Raw genomic sequence first — 17,474 nt, 5'->3', positions numbered from 1 at the left:
GCGGCCGTCCGGGAACTGGAGGAGGAGCTGCCGGGCTATGACCACACTGCGGGTCGGGACGAGCTGAAGGAACTCGGTACGGTCTCCGTTGTCCAACTCTCCCCGGACGTTCGGCGCGGTTACGGAGTACCAGGTCGTACTCTTCCGACTCGAGTCGAAGGCCCGGTCGATACCAGTGGGCCCTGGCGGACGCTGGGTGCCCGAGGATGCCCTGCTCGACCGGGCGACCTCACTCGACGGCACCACCCTGAACGTCACCGCCCTGGAGCGACTCGACCAGTCGCTCCCCGGGGGCCTCCGCGGCCTGCCGTGGAGTCTGCCGGACGTCCAGCGCAGATCGCTGCGCGACGTGGTCCGGGACAGACCGTGGGAGGCGGTCGGCCTGGTCATCGGGATCCTCGGCCTCATCCTGTCCGTCATCCCGCTCGTGGGTTAGGAGTCTCCGGCGGCGCGGGCTGTGTCGTGTCGTGACGGCCGTCGTGGGCTGCGCTATGCCGGGAGGATGACGTATACCGATGGCGGTGGTCTTCCCGCGCTGCGCCGACGGACTTCTCACCCCCTTCGGTTCACCTCCGTCACCCCGTCCGGCCCCGGCCGCCGCGGCAGCCAGGGCTCCCTGCGCCACCCCCACGCCCTGGCACGCGCGCTCGCCGACCACGGCGTGATCGCTGACATGCGCGCCCCGACCTGCTGCGCTTCGGCTTCAACTCGCTCTGCACCACCCACGGGGAACTGCTCACCGCGGCGCGGCGCCTTCGGGGCATCGCCGCCGGGGCCGCGTACGACCCGACGCCGCGGAGGCCGTGACCGGTGACGGGACACCACTTTCGCCGCCTCAGCGCCAACGTGTGACGGTTCCCCGAGCCGGTTGTCATCGAGGGTCCGGGCCCGGGCAGTGGCCGGTTCGCCGACGAGGCCGTGTCGTTGGACCGGCCGAGCGACCGCATCGTCATCGTGCGAACCTGGGACGAGCCCCTGGCCGCCCCGTGCGTTCTCGTCCCAGCGGTGGCGGCCGCCAGGGACACTGAAGGGAAGCTCAGGGGCTGTCCGTTGGTTACAGCCCGACCGGATCGAGGTAGGTGGCCGGGTGGGTGGCGCCGTCCTGCTTGAGGATCTGGCCGCCGAACGGCCACTGCAGGGTGAAGTGCTCCGTCTCGCTCGGCGGGGTGACCAGGAATGTGGCCGGAACGAACTTCTCGTTCCGCGGCGTGGACTTGGCCACCGGGAGCAGGGTGATGCTGAAGTCCACCGTGTCCCCCTGCTGCAGGGTCATCTTTACGGGCTTCTTGGAGGAGCGCGCCAGCGACCAGGTGCCGTCGGTCTGCTGAGCGCCGGTCATGTCGACGCCGGCGAAGCCGGACAGGGTGCAGGTGCGCTTGCTCCGGTTGGTGAACCAGACGTACGCCTGGGTCTGCTTCTCGGTCTGCCCCATCTCCGGCTTCGCGTCCTCCCCCGTGGCGAAGCCGGCCTTCAGGTCGGTGGTGTGGCAGCGGGTCGGCTCGGCCTTGGCGGGGGCGGCCGAGGCCGGGACGGCCGCGGCGGCAGTGCCGGCGACGACGACGGCGGCAAGGGCCACGGCGGTCAGCTTGCTCTTCATGAAGTTCGGGTTCCCCTCGAATACGAACCGGCGCGCGAGGTCACTGCGCGCTTACACATCTGGAGACGCGCACCGCCCGGGAATGGTTCGGTGTGCCGGAGACCCTGTTTCCGTCCGCCGGGCTCCCGATCGGCGTCCACGGGGCCGGACAGCGGATGCGCGCCACTTCCGAGTCACCCCGGGCGGCGGTCGTTCCGGCGGTCAGCCGCATATGTGCAGCCCGAAACCCGTACGGCCCGCGGGCTCCAGTCCCTCCTTCAGGTGCAGCGAGGGGATCTCGTAGTCGCCGAAGTTCTGCCGCCGGAACGCGATCGGCTCGGTCGACTCCCGGGTGAGCAGGCGCTGCTCCCAAGCCTTGGCGGCGTCCGGGAAGTCCTCGCCGGTCATCCGGTCGGCGCCGTACAGCACGAACGGTGGCACCACCTCGATGCCCGGGTAGTAGAGGATGCCGTGGTGGATCGGGAACAGCAGGTCGTCCGCGGCCCCCGGCAGCCCCGCCGAGGACGGGCTGCGCCTGCTCGCGGGCTTGGGTGCGGGCGCCGGCTGCTTGGCCGGCCGTCCCATGTAGCCTTCACGCACTTCCCTACCGAGCCTGGCGGCGGCTTATCGCGACGTTTCGCACAGGCGCACGGCGAGCGCGGCGATGTCGTCGTCGAGGCGTCCCCTGCTGTAGCGGAGGAGGTCGCGATGGAGAGCCGTGAGCAGCTCTTGGGGCGGCGCCGGGGGCTGTCGGCGCAACCAGGCCGTCAGCGGGAAGAACTCACCGTCGTGGGCGCGGGCCTCGGCGACCCCGTCGGTATAGAGAAGCAGCAGGTCGCCGGGGGCGAAGTCGAAGGTGTCGACGGTGTAGTGGTCGCCGATCAGCTCAGCGAGATTGAGCAGTGGCGAGGGGGTGGTGGGCTCGAGGGCACGGACTTCCCCGTGGTTCAGGAACAGCGGCGGGGGGTGTCCGCAGTTGAGGATCTCGATATGCCTGCCCCCGTGCGGGATCTCGACGAGAAGGGCGGTGGCGAAGCGCTCCATCGGCCCCTCGGGGGGAAACGAGGCGTTGTAACGGGTGCTGCCGGCGTCCAGCCGTCGCGCGACGCTGACCATGTCAGCCTCGTCGTGGGCCGCCTCCCGGAAGGCGTTGACGATCGCCGCGGCTGCCCCCACGGCCGGCAGGCCCTTGCCCCGCACATCACCGATGAGCAGCCTGACCCCCCAGCGCGTGTCGACCACCTCGTAGAAGTCCCCGCCGATACGGGCCTCCGCCGCGGCCGCGAGATACAGCGACTCGATCTCGACGCTCCCGAAGCGGCGCGGCAGGGGACTCAGCACCACCTGCTGCGCCGCGTCGGCGACGAGGCGCACCTGGAAGAGGGTCCGCTCCCGCTGGAGCCGGATGTGACTTCCGTACGCGGCCGCCACGGTGACCGCGATGATCCCCCCGGCCGTCCACCACGTCCCCAGGCCGGGGAACACGAGGCTGAGGCCGATCATCAGGAAAAGGCAGACCGTCCCCAGCAGGACGGTGGGGAGCACCGGCCACATCGCGGCGGCGAGGGCCGGAGCCGCGGGCAGGAGGCGGCTGAAGGCCATTTGCGGGGGTGTGGCGTATGCCAGGCTGGCGATGACGACGGTCAGGATGACCGGCGACAGCCGCACAAAGCTTCCCCGGCCGTAGCTGCCGAGGAGACGTGGCCATCCAGACTCGATCACTTTCATAGAATATCCGGGCAATAGGGACATAGCGTTCCGACGGATCGGAGTCGAACGTCCATTTGATTCCGGACGGCCGGCAGCGCCCTACGCCACTGCTCGCCCCCCGACCCACGTCACCGACGGCCTCGGCCCGGACGGCGGCGGCGACGGTTCGATGAAGTGGTCCCTCCGGCGCATCGGTCGACGCGGCGGCGTCAACGCGGAATCACCCAGTTCGGCATCCAGGTCCCGGCGGCGTCGCGGCCGGGCGTCGCGGCGGCGAGGTGGGCGCGGAGGGTGGCCAGCGCCGGGTGGGGGTTGTCGCGGTGCCAGAGGAGCGAGTGCGGGTAGACGGGCGTCGGGTCGGTCACCGGGATGCGGCGCAGGCCGTGGCCCGCGGGCCAGACGAGGCGGGTCTGCTCACCCATGAAGGTGGCGAGGGCGGGGGTGTCGGCGATGGTGTCGAGGAGCGCGTCGGAGCCGAAGTTGGGGCCGGTGGCCTCGATGGTGAGACCGAACTCGGCGACGAGGTCGTCGTAGTAGGCCGCCCACTCGGTGCCGGGGACGATGCCGGGCATCCAGATGCGGTGGCCGACGAGCTGGGCGACGGTGACCGACCGGGCGTCCGCCAGCGCGTGGGCGGGGCCGGTGAGGAGCTGGAGCGGCTCGTCGAGCACCCGGACGGACTCGATGTCCTCGGGCAGGGGCCGGCCGGGCACGGCGACGGCGCGGAAGGAGGCGTCGATCGCACCGGAGCGGATGGCGGCGACGGCCGTCTCGATGTCGAACAGCATCATCACGTCGAGGTCGATGGCGGGGTGCGCGCGGTGGAAGCCGCGCATCAGGCCCGACGCCGCGACGCGCGAGGCGATCACGTCGACGCGCAACGGGCGGTGGCCGGTGCGCACGGACGCGACCGCGCGTTCGGCGACGCGCAGCAGCTCGCGCGCGTGGGGCAGGAACGCCTGCCCGTCGATGGTCAGCTCGGCGCCGCGCGGGGTGCGGGTGAACAGCCGCACCCCGAGGTCGCGTTCCAGCGCGGCGATGCGCTTGGAGACGGCCTGCTGGGTGACCGCCAGCTCGACGGCGGCCTCCTGGAACTGTCCCGCGTCGGCGGCGGCGACGAAGGTCCGGACGGTGTCGAGGTCCATACCGACACCCTAGGGCCACAACCACTGGTTGTGACCGACGGCTGTGTGGTTGTTTGATCGCAGGCCACGGCGGTCGCTTTGATGCTTCCGATCACGAAACGGTTGTGCGACGAGTGGCTAGGGGCGCCGAGCGTGAGAAGCGGGTACCGGACGGGACATCGGCTGGGGCGACGGTTCGGATGGCTCTGGGGGGCGTACGGAACCAGCGCGCTCGGCACGTGGCTCGCCTTCGGCGCGTTCCCGCTGATCGCCATCCGGGTGCTGCACGCCGGACCGGCCGAGGTCGCCGCGCTCTCCTCCGTGGCAGCCGCGGTGGGCGCTGCCGTGGCGGTGCCGCTCGGCCCGTGGGTGGAGTTCCGCCGCAAGCGGCCGGTGCTGATCACGATGGACCTGTCGCGGTTCGTGGCGCTGCTCACCATCCCCGCCGCGTACGCGCTCGGTGTGCTCACCTTCCTTCAGCTCCTGCTGGTCTCGGTCGTCGTCGCGGCGGCCGACATCACCTTCCGCGCCGCCTCCGGCGCGTACCTGAAGACGCTGCTGCCGGCCGAGGACCTGCTCGTCGCCAACGTCCGCTTCGAATCCACGGCCTGGACGACCACGATCATCGGACCACCACTGGGCGGCGCGGCGATCGGGCTCCTCGGTCCGCTGGCGACGGTGGTGGCCGACGCGGTCAGCTACCTGCTCTCGGCCCTGGGCATCCGCGCGACGGGCGGGGAGGAGCCGCCGCCCGAGCGCCGGGAGGCCGCGCGCATGCGGGCCGGAGACCTGCTCGACGGCTGGCGGTACATCCTCACCGACGCGACGCTGCGTCCGCTGTTCTTCAACACCGCGCTGTTCAATGGCCTGTTGATGGCCACCCAGCCGTTGCTGGCCGTCCTGATGATCGGCCGGCTCGGTTTCGCGCCGTGGCAGTACGGTCTCGCCTTCGCCGCGCCCTCGGTCGGCGGACTGCTCGGTTCTCGGCTGGCCCGGCCGCTCGTCACCCGGTTCGGGCAGCACCGGATCCTGGTCCTGGTCGGGGCCCTGCGCGCGCTCTGGCCCGTAGGCCTGGCCTTCCTGGGGCCGGGCACCGGCGGGCTGCTGCTGGTGATGGGCGTCGAACTCGGGCTCATCTTCTGCTGCGGGGTCTTCAACCCCGTGTACGCCACCTACCGCCTCGAACGCACCCCGACCGACCGGGCCGCCCGCACACTGTCCGCCTGGGCGGTGACGACCAAGGCCTCGACCGCGCTGCTGACGGCCGTCTGGGGTGTGCTGGGCGGCCTGCTCGGTCCGCGTACGGCCATCGGCCTGGCCGGCGTGCTCCTGCTGGCGACCCCGCTGCTGCTCCCCCGCCGCACGGCAGCGCCTCCCGCCGAACCGGAGCCGGCACCGGCGCACGCCCCGGCACGTGCTCGGCGCGCGCACCCCTGAGAGGTCGGGCTCCTGCCCGCCGGCCGAGCCGAGGCGGGCGTCGGTCAGCAGGCGCGGACGTGGGGTCGGGATCGACCGGGCCGGTCACGGCTACGCCCCGTCGGGCAGTCCGCCGCTGTCGAAATAGACCACCAGCGTCCGTTCCGGCTGCTCGGCCAGGTGGAACGCGGTGTACACGTAGTCGATCGCTCCCCGCCGCGGATGCCGCAGCCGTTTCCGACCGCTGTGCCGGGCCTGCACCTCGTACCGGGGCCACCAGTCCCGCACCTCCGGGCTGCCCTCGTTCAGCTCCTCGATCAGCCGGGTGTACCGCGCGTCGCCGGTGTGGCGTGCGGCCAGCGTCCGTAGCCGGGCGAGCAGGCCGCGGGCCTCGGGTTCCCAGTCGAGCAGCACCTCCCGGGCCACCGGTTCGAGGAACACCCAGCGGACGAAGTTGGCCGGCCGGTCCGCCCCGGTGATGAGCTTCGGGAACAGTTCGCGGGCCGCCTGGTTGTGGCCGAGGACGTCGTAGGTGCCGTCGATGATGTAGGCCGGGTGCGGCTGGAGCAACAGGGGGACGGCTCCGGCCCCGGCCGTCAGTGGCTCGCGTTCCCCGGCTTCGGCCGCAGGCGCGTGACCGGCGAGCCGGAGGAGATGGTCACGCTCGTGACGGTCGAGCCGCAGCGCCGTGGCGAGTGCGTTCAGCACCTGTTCGGAGGCGCGGATCTCCCGCCCCTGCTCCAGGTACGTGTACCAGGTGGCGCTGATTCCGGCCAGCAGCGCCAGCTCCTCCCGGCGAAGCCCCGGGGTCCGGCGGCGGCCGGTCCGGGGCAGGCCCACCTCGTCCGGGGTCAGGCGCTCTCTCCGGCTGCGCAGAAACGCACCGAGCTGACGGTGTCGGTCGCTTCGGCCCGGCTGCGTGGGCATGTCGGATAGCACCCCTGGTTCCAGGATAAGTACGGTCTGGATACCAGGCTACGGCTCCTGAAGACTGGCGAGCGAGCACAAGGCCACGGCGCCGCCGACGGCCTCTCAGGGTCGCACCGGCACCCGGCCGTCCAGTGCGCGGCGACTTGCGCACGCTCCACTCGGAGCCGCTGCCGCCCCCTACCCCAGGCCCGGTGCCGAGGAGGAAAGAGGACGACTTCATGTCCGGGATCAAGGGCAAAGTGGTGGCTGTCACGGGAGCCGGCAGCGGCATCGGTGAGGCGACCGCGTTGCTGCTCGCCGAACGCGGCGCGCGGCTCGTCCTGGGCGCGCGCCGGTCCGAGCGGCTGGCGGAACTGGTGACCCGGATCGAGAGGGCGGGTGGCACAGCCGTACAGATCCGTACCGACGTGACCCGGCGGGACGACCTGCACGCTCTGGTCGCGCTGGCCGGTGAGCGGTTCGGCCGGCTGGACGTGCTCGTCAGCAACGCGGGAGTCGGCACGATCTCGCCGCTCGACGATCTGCGCGTCGAAGAGTGGGATCACATGGTCGACGTCAACGTGAAGGGTCTGCTGCACGCGATCGGCGCGGCGCTGCCGGTCTTCCGGGCACAGGGCGCCGGGCAGTTCATCACCATCGCCTCCACGGCCGCGTTTCGCATCGTGCCGGCGATGGCGGTCTACGCCGGCACCAAGTTCGCGGTCCGGGCGATCTGCGAGGGGCTGCGCCAGGAAGCCGGCCGCTCGCTGCGGGTGACCACCGTCTCCCCCGGGCCGACGGTGACCGATTTCGCCGAGGCGTCGACCAACAGCCAGGTCAGAGCCGAGATCACAAGGATGCGGGACCACATCGCGATCCGGCCCGACGCGATCGCCCGGGCCATCGCCTTCGCGATCGAGCAACCCGCCGAGGTCGACGTCAGCGAGATCGTCGTACGGCCCACGGCCCAGAGCTGACCTCCCCGGCCCTACCGGTGCGGATCACGCCTACGACGGGGCTGCACCACGGATCGCATGGCGCACGGACCCACCGTTCGGGTCCTGACGCCGACGGCGGAGCCCCGCGCGGCGGCGTGGGGTGGCGTTCCTCGGTGCCGTCAGGGCCGTTCGGACCAGATGTCGCAGTGGTGGCCCGTGTCCGGCCGGGTCGGGCCGGTGTGGTCCGGCAGCAGGGTCTGTACGCCGGTCCGTGGCCAGCGGGGCGCACCGTCGCCGTTGGGGTCGCCCGAGCGGGCGAAGCGCGTCCAGTAGCCGGTCATCGTGTCGGACAGACGTCTTTGGGGTTCCGTCAGGGCGCGGGGTCTGCCGCCCAGGTCGAACAGGTACGGGAGTTCGGTGGTGTGGGTGGCGGCGAGCGGGAACGGCGGCTCGGTCGTCGTGGGGCGCGGCGCGTCCGGATCGGAGAACTCGTAGCGCCACACGGGCATCCGGCCGGCGAGGCGCCGGGCCGTGCTCGCGGTCGGGCAGGCGTAGTTCGAGTCGCCGATGACGGCGCCGAACACCGGACCCGCGCTGTCGGCCGTGACGGGGTAGGCGTGGACGACCTCCGGGGTGCGTGCCGGGTCGGGGAGGTAGCTGCCGACGACGTCCGGCCAGGTCGTAGGAGTGATGACGGTGCCCGCCCGCATGATGCCCGCGGCCCAGATGTTCCCCTCGTCGTGGTTGCTGCCGAGCAGGACCGGCATCCGCCGCATGTCCCCCGTGGCGAGCGCGGCGGCGGGATCACGCGGCAGCAAGGGCGTGCCATGGGCGGGGTGCTGGTCGATCCCCTGGTGCGCGAGCAACTGCGAGGGCGACACCTCGCGCAGGCAGGCGAGCGGATGCGCCACCTCGGCGCAGCCCACGTCCGCGGTGAGTTCGGCACCGGCTTCCTCGGCCGTGGCGCGCGGGTACGCGGAGGGCGCGAAGGGCTGCTCGGGCCGCCCGGAACACGGTCCGCTCTCGATGACCGCCCGGTGGAAGAGCCCCGCCGCCGACGGAGAGGCGAGCTGGGCGCAGACGCTGTAGGCCCCTGCGGACTGGCCCGCCAGGGTGACGTTGCCGGGATCGCCGCCGAAGGCCGCGATCCCGGCCCGGACGTAGCGGAGCGCCGCCTGCTGGTCGGCGAGGCCGAACGTGCCGGAACCGGCGAGGCCCGGCCGGGCGAGGAACCCCAGTGCTCCGAGGCGGTAGTCGACGGTGACGACCACGACGTGGCCGCGTACGGCCATCCGGTGGGCGTCGTAGGAGCTGCCGGCCCCGGTGGTGAAGCCGCCGCCGTGCAGCCACACGACGACCGGCTGGGGACGGGCGACGGTGGCGGTGTCCGGTACGGTCACGTCGAGGTACAGACAGTCCTCGGCCGTGCTGCCGCCGCGGACCTCGCCGTCGGGCTGGGCGCACGCGGGCGCCGGGTGCCGTGCGTCCCGTACTCCCGTCCAGGGCGACGGCGGCCGGGGCGCGGTCCAGCGCAGCGCGCCCACCGGCGGCGCCGCGTACGGGATGCCTTCGAAGGTCCGGTAGCCGTCGCGGACGCTGCCGCGTACGGCGCCGTCCCGGGTGTGCACCACCGCCGGCGCGGTCGGTGCCGCCGTCACGGGCAGGGGGGCGAACACGGCCAGCGCGCTCGTGAGGACCACCGCCAGAGAGCGCATGTCAGCCTCCGCCCATCCCGCCCCGCGCGGCCACCAGCGTCATACCGAGGCCGCCGACCGCCTTGCCGAGACCGGGGGCCACGGCACCGAGGCGTCCCGTCAGCTCCTCGATGCGGTCCTTGCGGACGCGGGCGTCCGAGCGGGAGACGACGGACCGGATGCCGCCGGCCGCGGCCAGGGCCACCAGCGCGGCGTCGGCGGGCGCGATCCGCGCGGTGGCCCCGGTGCCGTGCAGCAGCCCGGTCACCGTGGCCCGGAGCGCGGTGACGGCCGAGATGTCCGTGACCGTGACCGCGCGCCGGGACCGGCCGAGGGACCTCTTCTCCTCGACGGTCAGCACGCCCTGGGCGACGAGCCGGTCCTCTACCGCGTGCAGCGTCTCCTTGCGGTCGTGCCTGATCCAGGAGATCCAGTCGCGCCGGTCGCTCGCGACGCGGTCGAGCGTCAGGTCGAGGACCGGGTCTCCGGCCGGCCCCGGCGACGCGACCAGCGCATCGCCGTCGGAGTCGACGAGGTTCCCCCGGATCGCCAGCTCGGCCAGGACGGCGGCCCGGAGCAGGAATCCGGTTCGGGTGCGGTCGTAGAGGTCGTCGGCGGAGGTGTCGTAGGCCGTGAGGTACATCCGGCAGTACAGAGGCTGCGTCATGACGGCGACGCTACGGTGATCACGACCGGGCGTGATCCGTCCAGCGGGTGGAACTCCCCTGGGTACAAGGGATGAGCGGGCCGGACACTCATCCTGAAGGATGAGCCGGGCGGACCTGTGCGGTGCCGGGTGTCAGAGGTCGCGTGGTCGTACGATCCGGTGGTCGTACGCGGCGACCGCGGCCTGTACCCGGTCCCGCAGCCCCAGTTTGCGCAGCACCGCCGAGACATGGCTCTTGACGGTCGCCTCCGACAGGCTCAGATGTCGGGCGATCTCCGCGTTCGACAGTGCCTGCCCGATCAGGGCGAGGACCTCCAGCTCGCGTGCCGAGAGTTCGGACAGCGCGGCGGGTGTCGGCAGTTGGGCCGGACCGGTGGACGCGAAGCGGTCGAGCATGCGCCGCGTCACGCTGGGGGCGAGCAGCGCGTCACCGCGGGCGACGACCCGGATGGCATCGGCGAGTTCCACGGGCCGGATGTCCTTGAGCAGGAAGCCGCTGGCACCCGCGCGCAGCGCTGTCAGTACGTGCTCGTCCAGGTCGAACGTGGTGACGACGAGGACCCGGGTCGTACTGCCCGACGCGATGATCTCGCGCGTGGCGTCGATGCCGTCCATCACGGGCATCCGGACATCCATCAGGACGACGTCCGGGCGGAGCTGCCGGACCAGCCGCACCGCGTGTCGTCCGTCGGCCGCCTCGCCGACGACCTCCAGGTCGTCACGCGCGTCGATGATCATGCGGAATCCGCCCCGGACCAGCGTCTGGTCGTCGGCCACCACCACCCGGATCGTCACGGTCCGCAGCCTATCGGCAGCTTGGCACGCACCTCGAAACCGCCGTCCGTCCCGGGCCCCGCCTCGAGGGTGCCGCCGAGCAGGGCCACCCTCTCGCGCATGCCGAGGAGGCCGCGCCCGGCTCCGGGGGACCGGACCGCTCGGGCCGGGGGCCGCCCGTCGTCCGTCACGGTGAGGTGCACGGTCGAGGCGTCGTAGCGCACGCGGATGCTCACGCGGGTGGCCCGGGCGTGACGCAGGGTGTTCGTCAGCGCCTCCTGCACGATGCGGTACCCCGCGAGGTCCACCGCGGCGGCCGGGGCGCGCGTGCGCTCCCCCGACGTCAGGTCGACGACGAGACCGGAGGCGCGGGTGTTCGCCGCCAGTTCCTCCAGGTCCGTGAGCCCGCGCGGGGGCCTGCGCCCGTCGTCGCCGTCAGGTGGGGGCTCGGCGCGCAGAAGCAGGCGCAGCTCGCTCAGCGCGGACCGGCCCGCGCCGTCGATGGCGCGCAGCGCCTGGCGTGCCCGCTCCGGGTCCCGCTCGAAGACATCCTCGGCGGCGCTCGCCTGGATCACCATGACGGACACGGTGTGCGCCACCACATCGTGGACCTCGCGGGCGATCCTGGCGCGTTCCTCCGCCGCGGCCCGATGGGTCTGCGCGACGAGACGCTCGTGCTGGGCCCGGCGCCACTGGCCACCGGTCCAGGCCAGCGTGACGGCCAGCAGGTACGCCGCCAGGCCCAGCGCTCCGCCGCCGGCGAACGCGCCCGGCGCGAGCGCCAGCAGGCCGAGCAGCCACCACCGCGAGACCCGTGGGGGCGACTGCGACGACAGGACGCTCAGCGCGATCTGGGCCGCCAGCAGCGCGCCGGTCAGGCTCACCGCGGGAAGCGCCAGCCAGAGCCCGACGCCGGTCAGCGCGGTGACGGCGAGGACGGTCCGTGGACGGCGGACCACCCACCACAGCGCCGCGACCTGGAGCGCCGCGAGCAGGAGCGCGGCGGCGGACCGCCACGGGCCGTGTTCCTCGGTGCCCGCGACGACGGCCGCGGGCACCACCACGCCGAGCACGAGCACCGCCGAACCGATCCGCAGCGCCCTGACAGCTCGCGCGGACGGAGAGAAGTAGCCGCTGCCGTCCGAACCGGGCCCCTGATCCACATTCTGACGCTACCAATTCCGGCGGGCCCCGGACGCCGGGCGGCCTGGAGCCGGCCCCGGTCGGGACGCGGAAGCCGCCCCGAAGGAGCGCGGCGCCTCGGGCAGCGGTCGCGCCCTTTCGCCGGCGCGGATGTGTTCTGACACCACCGGGCGGAGCGGGCGGGTGCGTCAGGCGGCCAGGTCGTGGAGGCGTCAGGCCGCCGCCGATGAACACCGAGGGCTGGACGATGGGGGCACCGTCGAAGGCGGTGAGGTCCTCGCAGTCGCGGTCGGCGGCAGACCAGTGCGTTCGCCGACCCGGCAAGCACGGCACCGGCGCCGGTGCCGGCCTGACGCGCATGTCGCCCAGGGGTGACAACCGGCACGAACTCGTCACGGTGGCAGCGCGCAACCATCGGTGACGGCGGCAGATCGTACCGGTCGTCATGAACAAGGAGGACGGCGGCCGTGCCGCCGGTCCCCGCGGACGCGACCGTCAGGCCGTTCGCCGCGACGACCGACATATGGGGGAAGAACCGATGTCACACCTGACCCGCGCCCGGCGCGTCCTGGCCGCCGTGGCGGTGGCGGGAACGGCCACCGCCGCACTCCTGGCCGCCGCTCCCGGCGCCTCCGCCGTCGCCCGGGCCGCCTACGACGGCGCCTGCGGTTCCGGCTACACCGTGGTCAACTCCGCACCGGTGGGGGACGAAGCCATCGCCTACCCGACGTGCAGCCGGGGACGAGATCCACGACAACTACGACAACGGCACGTACCGGTCGTACGCGGCCCGCTGTACCTCAGCGCCAAGGGGCAGTTCGTCGACCGGTACGGACGGCTGGACGGCGTGTCGTTCGGCGAGAGCGGCACCAACTGCGGCTGACCCGGCGGCCGTGCCGGGGACGGCGACGGACCTGACCCGGACGGAGGCCGGGCCCGTCGCCGTGCGGTTCCGGGTCAGGGGTACGACAGCACCGTGGAAGGCGTGGTCGACGTGCCGGACGTCGGTGCCCCGGTCTCGTTGATGACGTGCTCGTACTGGCCCTGGCCGCCGAGGGAGACCACGAGCAGGTCGTGGAACCTCACGCCGGAGGTGTTCGGGGCGGCGAAGCCGTGGTGCTGCACGATGCCCGGATCAGCCGTGTAGTTGCGACGCCACACTCAGGGCGCTGGTCGGCCACTGCATCGTGGGCGGACTCCAGTGCGACGCGCGTGGCTCCGACCAGACGCATCCCGAGGCGGGCGCGGCACTCGACCAGAACTACCGGCTTCCGTGACCGTGCCGCCGCCATGAACCCTGATCCGGGGCGGCCCGCTCGCCCGCCCCGCCGCGGCCGGGCCGCCCCGTCCCCACCCGCGAAGAGGACCCCATGACCCCACCCCGCGCCCGCACGCGCCGTCTCCTGGCTCCCCTGACCGCCGGAGTGCTGACCGTCGGCGCCCTGGCAGCACTGCCCGCCACCACCGCGCACGCCGCGGGCAGCGTCGTCAAGGTGGCCGGCACCCAGGGCAACTGGCAGACTGACCGTGGACGGGAAGCCCTACCAGATCAAGGGCCTGACCTGGGGACCGGCCGTCGCCGACGCCGACCGGTATCTGCCCGACCTCCGGTCCATGGGCGTCAACACCATGCGTACCTGGGGCACCGACGCCTCCAGCAAGCCGCTGTTCGACTCCGCCGCGGCCCACGGCATCAAGGTCGTCGCCGGCTTCTGGCTCCAGCCCGGCGGCGGCCCCGGCGCCGGCGGCTGCGTCAACTACCTGACGGACACGACGTACAAGCACCAGGTGCTCGACGAGTTCCCGAAGTGGGTGCAGACGTACAAGGACAACCCGGGCGTCCTGATGTGGGACGTCGGCAACGAGTCCGTGCTCGGCCTCCAGAACTGCTACAGCGGCGACGAACTGGAACGGCAGCGCACCGCGTACACCACACTCGTCAACGACATCACCGAGAAGATCCACGGCATCGACCAGGGCGTGGGGCTGTGTCACGGGGCACAAGGGTGTCGCGCTGGGCGCGACGATGTTCCACTACGGAACGGAGTACGACTTCGGCGGCATCTGGTTCAACCTGCTGCCGGCCGGCCAGAAGCGGCTCTCCTGCTACGCGGTGAAACGGGCCTACGGAGGGGACACCTCGCACGACAACACCCCTCCCGTCATCTCCGACCTCACCGTCGAGGGCGGGGCGGGCAGCGTACAGGCCGGCCGCGACCTGACGCTGTCGGTCAAGGCGAGCGATCCCGACGGCGACCGGGTCGGCCACGGGGTCCTCGACAACAGCAACTATCTCGACGGCAGCAAGCAGTTGGTCTCCCTCCCGTTCACCGACCTGGGCGGCGGCCGGCTGAGGTTCACGGCCCCCGACCGGCCCGGCGTGTGGAAGGTCTACGTCAAGGCCACGGACGGCCACGGCAACGTCGGTGTGGAGACCCGCTCGATCCGAGTCGTGCCGCCGGCGGTGAACGGCACGGACATCGCACTCGGCAAGCCGGCCACCGCGTCCTCCTTCCAGGCCGGTTACGGCGACTGCCCGTGCACCGCCGCGAACGCGGTCGACGGCAAGCTCACCACCCGCTGGGCCAGCGACTGGAGCGACCCGCAGTGGATCCAGGTCGCCCTGGGCGCACGCATCTCGTTCAAGCACGTGCAGTTGGTGTGGGAGTCCTCCTACGCCAAGGCGTACACCGTCCGGACCTCCGACGACGGACGGAACTGGCAGACGCTGCGCACCGTGAGCGACGGCAACGGCGGCGTGGACGACCTCGACGCCAGCGGAACCGGCCGCTACGTCCGTGTCAACGGCACGGCACGCGGCACCGGTTACGGCTACTCACTGTACGAGTTCGGCGTCTACAACTGACATCACGGCAGGACGAGGGGGGCGGGGATGTACGACGAGGACGAGCTGGATCGGCTGATCGACAAACTCACGCTGCGGGCCAAGGTCCGGCTGCTCACCGGTGCCGACACCTGCCGCACGGCGGCGGAGCCGGCCGTCCCGCTGCGCCCGATGGCCATGTCGGACGGCCGAACCCACGTCCGTCATCTTCGACCCCGAACTGGTCGTACGGGACTCCGCGTGAACGCCGGCCTCCTGCCCCGGTACTTCACCCCCACCGACACCCGGCGACTGTCCTTCCTCGCGTCCTGCCGCGCCGACGGACGCTGTCCCACCGACCGGCGCACACGCGGACGCCGGCCGCGCATCGCACCGGCGGGCATCTCGCACGAGGTCACGGCGGTCCCTTGTCGCCGACGGCCGGCGGTGGGGGTTCGCCGAAGCGGACGGAGACTTTTTCGAAGCCCTTGAAGGACTCGGTGGCCGCGTAGGAGCGGTAGGCGCGCAGGTCACCGGTGGCGAGGTGGACGTGGTCGGTGAACGGCGTGAGCAGGCTGCGCGGCCACAGCCGCAGGCTGCGTACGGCGATGATCTCGGCGGTGGCGAGATACACCACGGCGGCGAGGTAGATCCAGGCGAGCAGGCCGAGCACGATGCCGAACATGCCGTAGGTCGCGGTGGCGCCTCGCAGCACGTGCCCGACGTAGTACGAGCCGCCCCACTGCAGTGCCTGCCAGGCGGACGCGGCTCCCAGCGCGGGGCCGTACATCACGCGCAGCGGCAGTCGGCGCCGGGTCATGAGCCGGTAGCTCAGGAGCAGCAGCGCGGCGTTGACCACCACTCCCGCCACGCCGATGGCGACGCGGACCCCGACGGCCAGGCGCGTGCCGAAGATGTCGGCGGCGGACTCCGCCGTGGACAGCGCTGTCGTCAGAACGAGGCCGACCGCGAGCAGCACCAGGAAGGACAGGCCCCTGGCCCGGGAGCGCAGCGGATCGGGCCGGGCGTGCCGCGGTACGGCGAAGATCTTGTTGAGGGCGTGCTGGACCGCCTGGGCGACCCCGAGGGCGCCGTAGAGGCTGCCGATGACACCTACCGCGAGGGCGGCGCCGTTGCCGTGGAAGGAGTGGATGTTGTGCCCGAGCTGGTCCCCGATCACCGGGATCTCGCCGAGCGCCGAGTGGAGTACCGACTGCTGCAACTGCGGGTTGCCGTGCAGGGCGGCGCTGAGGATGGCCACGAGGAACAGCAGGAGCGGGAAGAGGGAGACGAAGCCGTAGTAGGCCAGCAGAGCGGCGAGATAGGCCGCCTGGTCGTCGAAGAACTTGTACACCACCGCGAGCGGCATACCCGCCCACCGGTGCCGTCGCTGATATCGGTCCAACCGGGCCAGCACGTTCATGTGCCCTCCCACACCGTCGGCGGTGTCCGCGCCTCCGCGGACGCCGCAGCATTCCCGTGCCCCTCCCGGGCGATCCCACACCGGCCGGCGTGACCGGCGGCCCTGCTGTTCCTCGTGGACAGAGCCGGGAACGGACTGCCGCCGAGCCGGCGTAAGCCCACGGGCCGGGGTAATCCGGTGCGCATGGCGAATCTGCATCTTCCCGGCCGTGACCACCACGATCACGGCGAGGACCGAGAGCGTGAGGTGCCGGACCCCGAGCAGGCGGGGCCCGGCCCGGAGGTCGAGCGGCGGGCGCCGGACACGCCGACGAAGCTGCCCAAGGGGGCGTGGGTCCGGGTGCTGAAGGGCTCGCTGAAGGAGTTCCAGGACGACGAGCTGAGCGACCGGGCCGCCGCGCTGACGTACTACGGGGTGCTGTCCCTGTTCCCGGCTCTCCTGGTGCTGATCTCGCTGCTGGGCATCACCGGTAAGGCGGCCACCGACACGGTACTGTCCCACCTCAAGCAGCTCGCCCCGGGCTCGGCCCGGGACATCCTCACCCGGGCCGTGGAACAGCTACAGAACCGCGCCGGCACCGGTTCGGTCATGGCGATCGTCGGTGTGGCGATCGCTGTCTGGTCCGCTTCGGGCTACGTCGCCGCCTTCATCCGCGCGGCCAACGCCGTCTACGACATGCCCGAGGGCCGCCCCGTGTGGAAGATCCTCCCCGTGCGTCTCGGTGTGACGGTCGTCCTCATGGTGCTGGCGGTGGTCAGCGCCCTGATCGTGGTGTTCACCGGTGGCCTGGCCCGCCAGGCGGGGGACGCGCTCGGGATCGGGGACAGTGCGCTGACGGTGTGGTCGATCGCGAAGTGGCCGGTGCTGGTGGTCCTGGTCACCGTGATGATCGCGACCCTGTACTGGGCGACGCCGAACGCGAAGGTGAGGGGCTTTCGCTGGGTGACGCCGGGCAGCTTCCTGGCCCTGGTCATCTGGCTGATCGCCTCCACGGGCTTCGCGTTCTACGTGGCCAACTTCGCCTCCTACAACAAGACGTACGGCACCATGGCCGGCGTCATCGTCTTCCTGGTGTGGCTGTGGATCAGCAACCTGGCCGTCCTTCTGGGCCTGGAGTTCGACGCCGAGACGGCACGGCAGCGGGCGATCGCCGGCGGGCACCCGCCGCGGGCCGAGCCGTACGCCGAACCGCGTGACACCCGCAAGTGGGACGAGCAGGACCTGCGCCGGCTGGACGATGCCTGACCGGTCCGCGCCCTGCGCCCCGACCTGCGGT

Annotated in this window: 15 protein-coding genes and 4 pseudogenes; 8 read left to right on the top strand and 11 right to left on the bottom strand. The window is 72.2% G+C overall.

All coding sequences use genetic code 11. From position 1 onward, the window contains the following. The first annotated feature begins 196 nt into the window (after window positions 1–196). Complete coding sequence (locus D9753_RS38295) at window positions 197–436, top strand: hypothetical protein (RefSeq protein ID WP_121790036.1); 240 nt, start codon at window positions 197–199, stop codon at window positions 434–436. A 66-nt stretch (window positions 437–502) separates the two neighbouring features. Then, on the top strand, window positions 503–814 hold the full coding sequence (locus D9753_RS39490; RefSeq protein ID WP_394346775.1) for a kynureninase/PvdN C-terminal domain-containing protein: 312 nt from the start codon (window positions 503–505) through the stop codon (window positions 812–814). Window positions 815–1,054: 240 nt separating this feature from the next. Here D9753_RS39490 and D9753_RS31185 read toward each other — a convergent pair whose 3' ends face one another. The 4 genes and pseudogenes from D9753_RS31185 to D9753_RS31165 all read right to left on the bottom strand — a co-directional run bounded on the left by D9753_RS31185 (window position 1,055) and on the right by D9753_RS31165 (window position 4,431). Continuing rightward, the gene (locus tag D9753_RS31185) at window positions 1,055–1,597 is read right to left on the bottom strand and encodes a DUF4232 domain-containing protein (RefSeq protein WP_121790035.1); all 543 of its coding nucleotides are present in this window, start codon (window positions 1,595–1,597) and stop codon (window positions 1,055–1,057) included. A gap of 201 nt (window positions 1,598–1,798) precedes the next feature. Continuing rightward, window positions 1,799–2,191 (bottom strand): annotated as a pseudogene (locus D9753_RS31180) (NAD(P)H-dependent oxidoreductase); the annotation flags it as partial. Between the two features lie 9 nt (window positions 2,192–2,200). Then, entirely contained in the window at window positions 2,201–3,304 is a 1,104-nt protein-coding gene (locus D9753_RS31170; protein WP_163010841.1) for a PP2C family protein-serine/threonine phosphatase, read from the bottom strand. A gap of 191 nt (window positions 3,305–3,495) precedes the next feature. Continuing rightward, window positions 3,496–4,431 carry a LysR family transcriptional regulator gene (locus D9753_RS31165; protein ID WP_121790033.1) on the bottom strand — a complete coding sequence of 312 codons (936 nt, stop codon included), beginning with the start codon at window positions 4,429–4,431 and terminating at the stop codon, window positions 3,496–3,498. A gap of 132 nt (window positions 4,432–4,563) precedes the next feature. On the opposite strand from D9753_RS31165, the gene D9753_RS31160 reads away from it, so the two are divergent. Next, window positions 4,564–5,847 carry an MFS transporter gene (locus D9753_RS31160; RefSeq protein ID WP_121790032.1) on the top strand — a complete coding sequence of 428 codons (1,284 nt, stop codon included), beginning with the start codon at window positions 4,564–4,566 and terminating at the stop codon, window positions 5,845–5,847. Window positions 5,848–5,937: 90 nt separating this feature from the next. Here the strand turns inward: D9753_RS31160 and D9753_RS31155 are convergent, their stop codons facing one another. Further along, window positions 5,938–6,753: a helix-turn-helix transcriptional regulator gene (locus D9753_RS31155; RefSeq protein ID WP_121790031.1), complete on the bottom strand. Its 816-nt coding sequence runs from the start codon at window positions 6,751–6,753 to the stop codon at window positions 5,938–5,940. Between the two features lie 221 nt (window positions 6,754–6,974). Here D9753_RS31155 and D9753_RS31150 point away from each other — a divergent pair, with 221 nt between their 5' ends. Then, on the top strand, window positions 6,975–7,712 hold the full coding sequence (locus tag D9753_RS31150) for an SDR family oxidoreductase (protein WP_121790030.1): 738 nt from the start codon (window positions 6,975–6,977) through the stop codon (window positions 7,710–7,712). A 140-nt stretch (window positions 7,713–7,852) separates the two neighbouring features. Here the strand turns inward: D9753_RS31150 and D9753_RS31145 are convergent, their stop codons facing one another. The 4 genes from D9753_RS31145 to D9753_RS31130 form a co-directional block, all read right to left on the bottom strand. Further along, on the bottom strand, window positions 7,853–9,388 hold the full coding sequence (locus D9753_RS31145; protein WP_121790029.1) for a carboxylesterase/lipase family protein: 1,536 nt from the start codon (window positions 9,386–9,388) through the stop codon (window positions 7,853–7,855). Between the two features lies 1 nt (window position 9,389). Further along, window positions 9,390–10,034 (bottom strand): GOLPH3/VPS74 family protein, encoded by a 645-nt coding sequence (locus tag D9753_RS31140; RefSeq protein WP_121790028.1) that lies wholly within the window; start codon window positions 10,032–10,034, stop codon window positions 9,390–9,392. Between the two features lie 132 nt (window positions 10,035–10,166). Continuing rightward, the gene (locus D9753_RS31135) at window positions 10,167–10,829 is read right to left on the bottom strand and encodes a response regulator (RefSeq protein WP_121790027.1); all 663 of its coding nucleotides are present in this window, start codon (window positions 10,827–10,829) and stop codon (window positions 10,167–10,169) included. Next, window positions 10,826–11,971: a sensor histidine kinase gene (locus D9753_RS31130; RefSeq protein WP_205614307.1), complete on the bottom strand. Its 1,146-nt coding sequence runs from the start codon at window positions 11,969–11,971 to the stop codon at window positions 10,826–10,828. The genes D9753_RS31135 and D9753_RS31130 overlap by 4 nt, the downstream gene beginning before the upstream one ends. 518 nt (window positions 11,972–12,489) lie before the next feature. Here D9753_RS31130 and D9753_RS31125 point away from each other — a divergent pair. Continuing rightward, window positions 12,490–12,834, top strand: a complete 345-nt coding sequence (locus tag D9753_RS31125; RefSeq protein ID WP_240468332.1) for a spore-associated protein A — start codon at window positions 12,490–12,492, stop codon at window positions 12,832–12,834. A 74-nt stretch (window positions 12,835–12,908) separates the two neighbouring features. Here the strand turns inward: D9753_RS31125 and D9753_RS31120 are convergent. Further along, window positions 12,909–13,097 (bottom strand): annotated as a pseudogene (locus D9753_RS31120) (coagulation factor 5/8 type domain-containing protein); the annotation flags it as partial. Between the two features lie 5 nt (window positions 13,098–13,102). Here D9753_RS31120 and D9753_RS39725 point away from each other — a divergent pair. Both D9753_RS39725 and D9753_RS31115 read left to right on the top strand, forming a co-directional pair. Beyond that, window positions 13,103–13,228, top strand: a pseudogene (locus tag D9753_RS39725) (DUF1996 domain-containing protein); the annotation flags it as partial. A gap of 93 nt (window positions 13,229–13,321) precedes the next feature. Beyond that, window positions 13,322–14,817 (top strand): annotated as a pseudogene (locus D9753_RS31115) (discoidin domain-containing protein). A 373-nt stretch (window positions 14,818–15,190) separates the two neighbouring features. On the opposite strand, the gene D9753_RS31110 reads toward D9753_RS31115, so the two are convergent. Further along, window positions 15,191–16,198 (bottom strand): YihY/virulence factor BrkB family protein, encoded by a 1,008-nt coding sequence (locus D9753_RS31110; RefSeq protein WP_121790025.1) that lies wholly within the window; start codon window positions 16,196–16,198, stop codon window positions 15,191–15,193. A 183-nt stretch (window positions 16,199–16,381) separates the two neighbouring features. Here D9753_RS31110 and D9753_RS31105 point away from each other — a divergent pair, with 183 nt between their 5' ends. Continuing rightward, window positions 16,382–17,443 (top strand): YihY/virulence factor BrkB family protein, encoded by a 1,062-nt coding sequence (locus tag D9753_RS31105; protein WP_121790024.1) that lies wholly within the window; start codon window positions 16,382–16,384, stop codon window positions 17,441–17,443. Window positions 17,444–17,474: the final 31 nt, after the last annotated feature.

Source organism: Streptomyces dangxiongensis, assembly GCF_003675325.1.
GTDB lineage: Bacteria > Actinomycetota > Actinomycetes > Streptomycetales > Streptomycetaceae > Streptomyces > Streptomyces dangxiongensis.
Note: the sequence above shows the minus strand (reverse complement) of the source record. Positions and strands in the feature narration are given on the sequence as shown.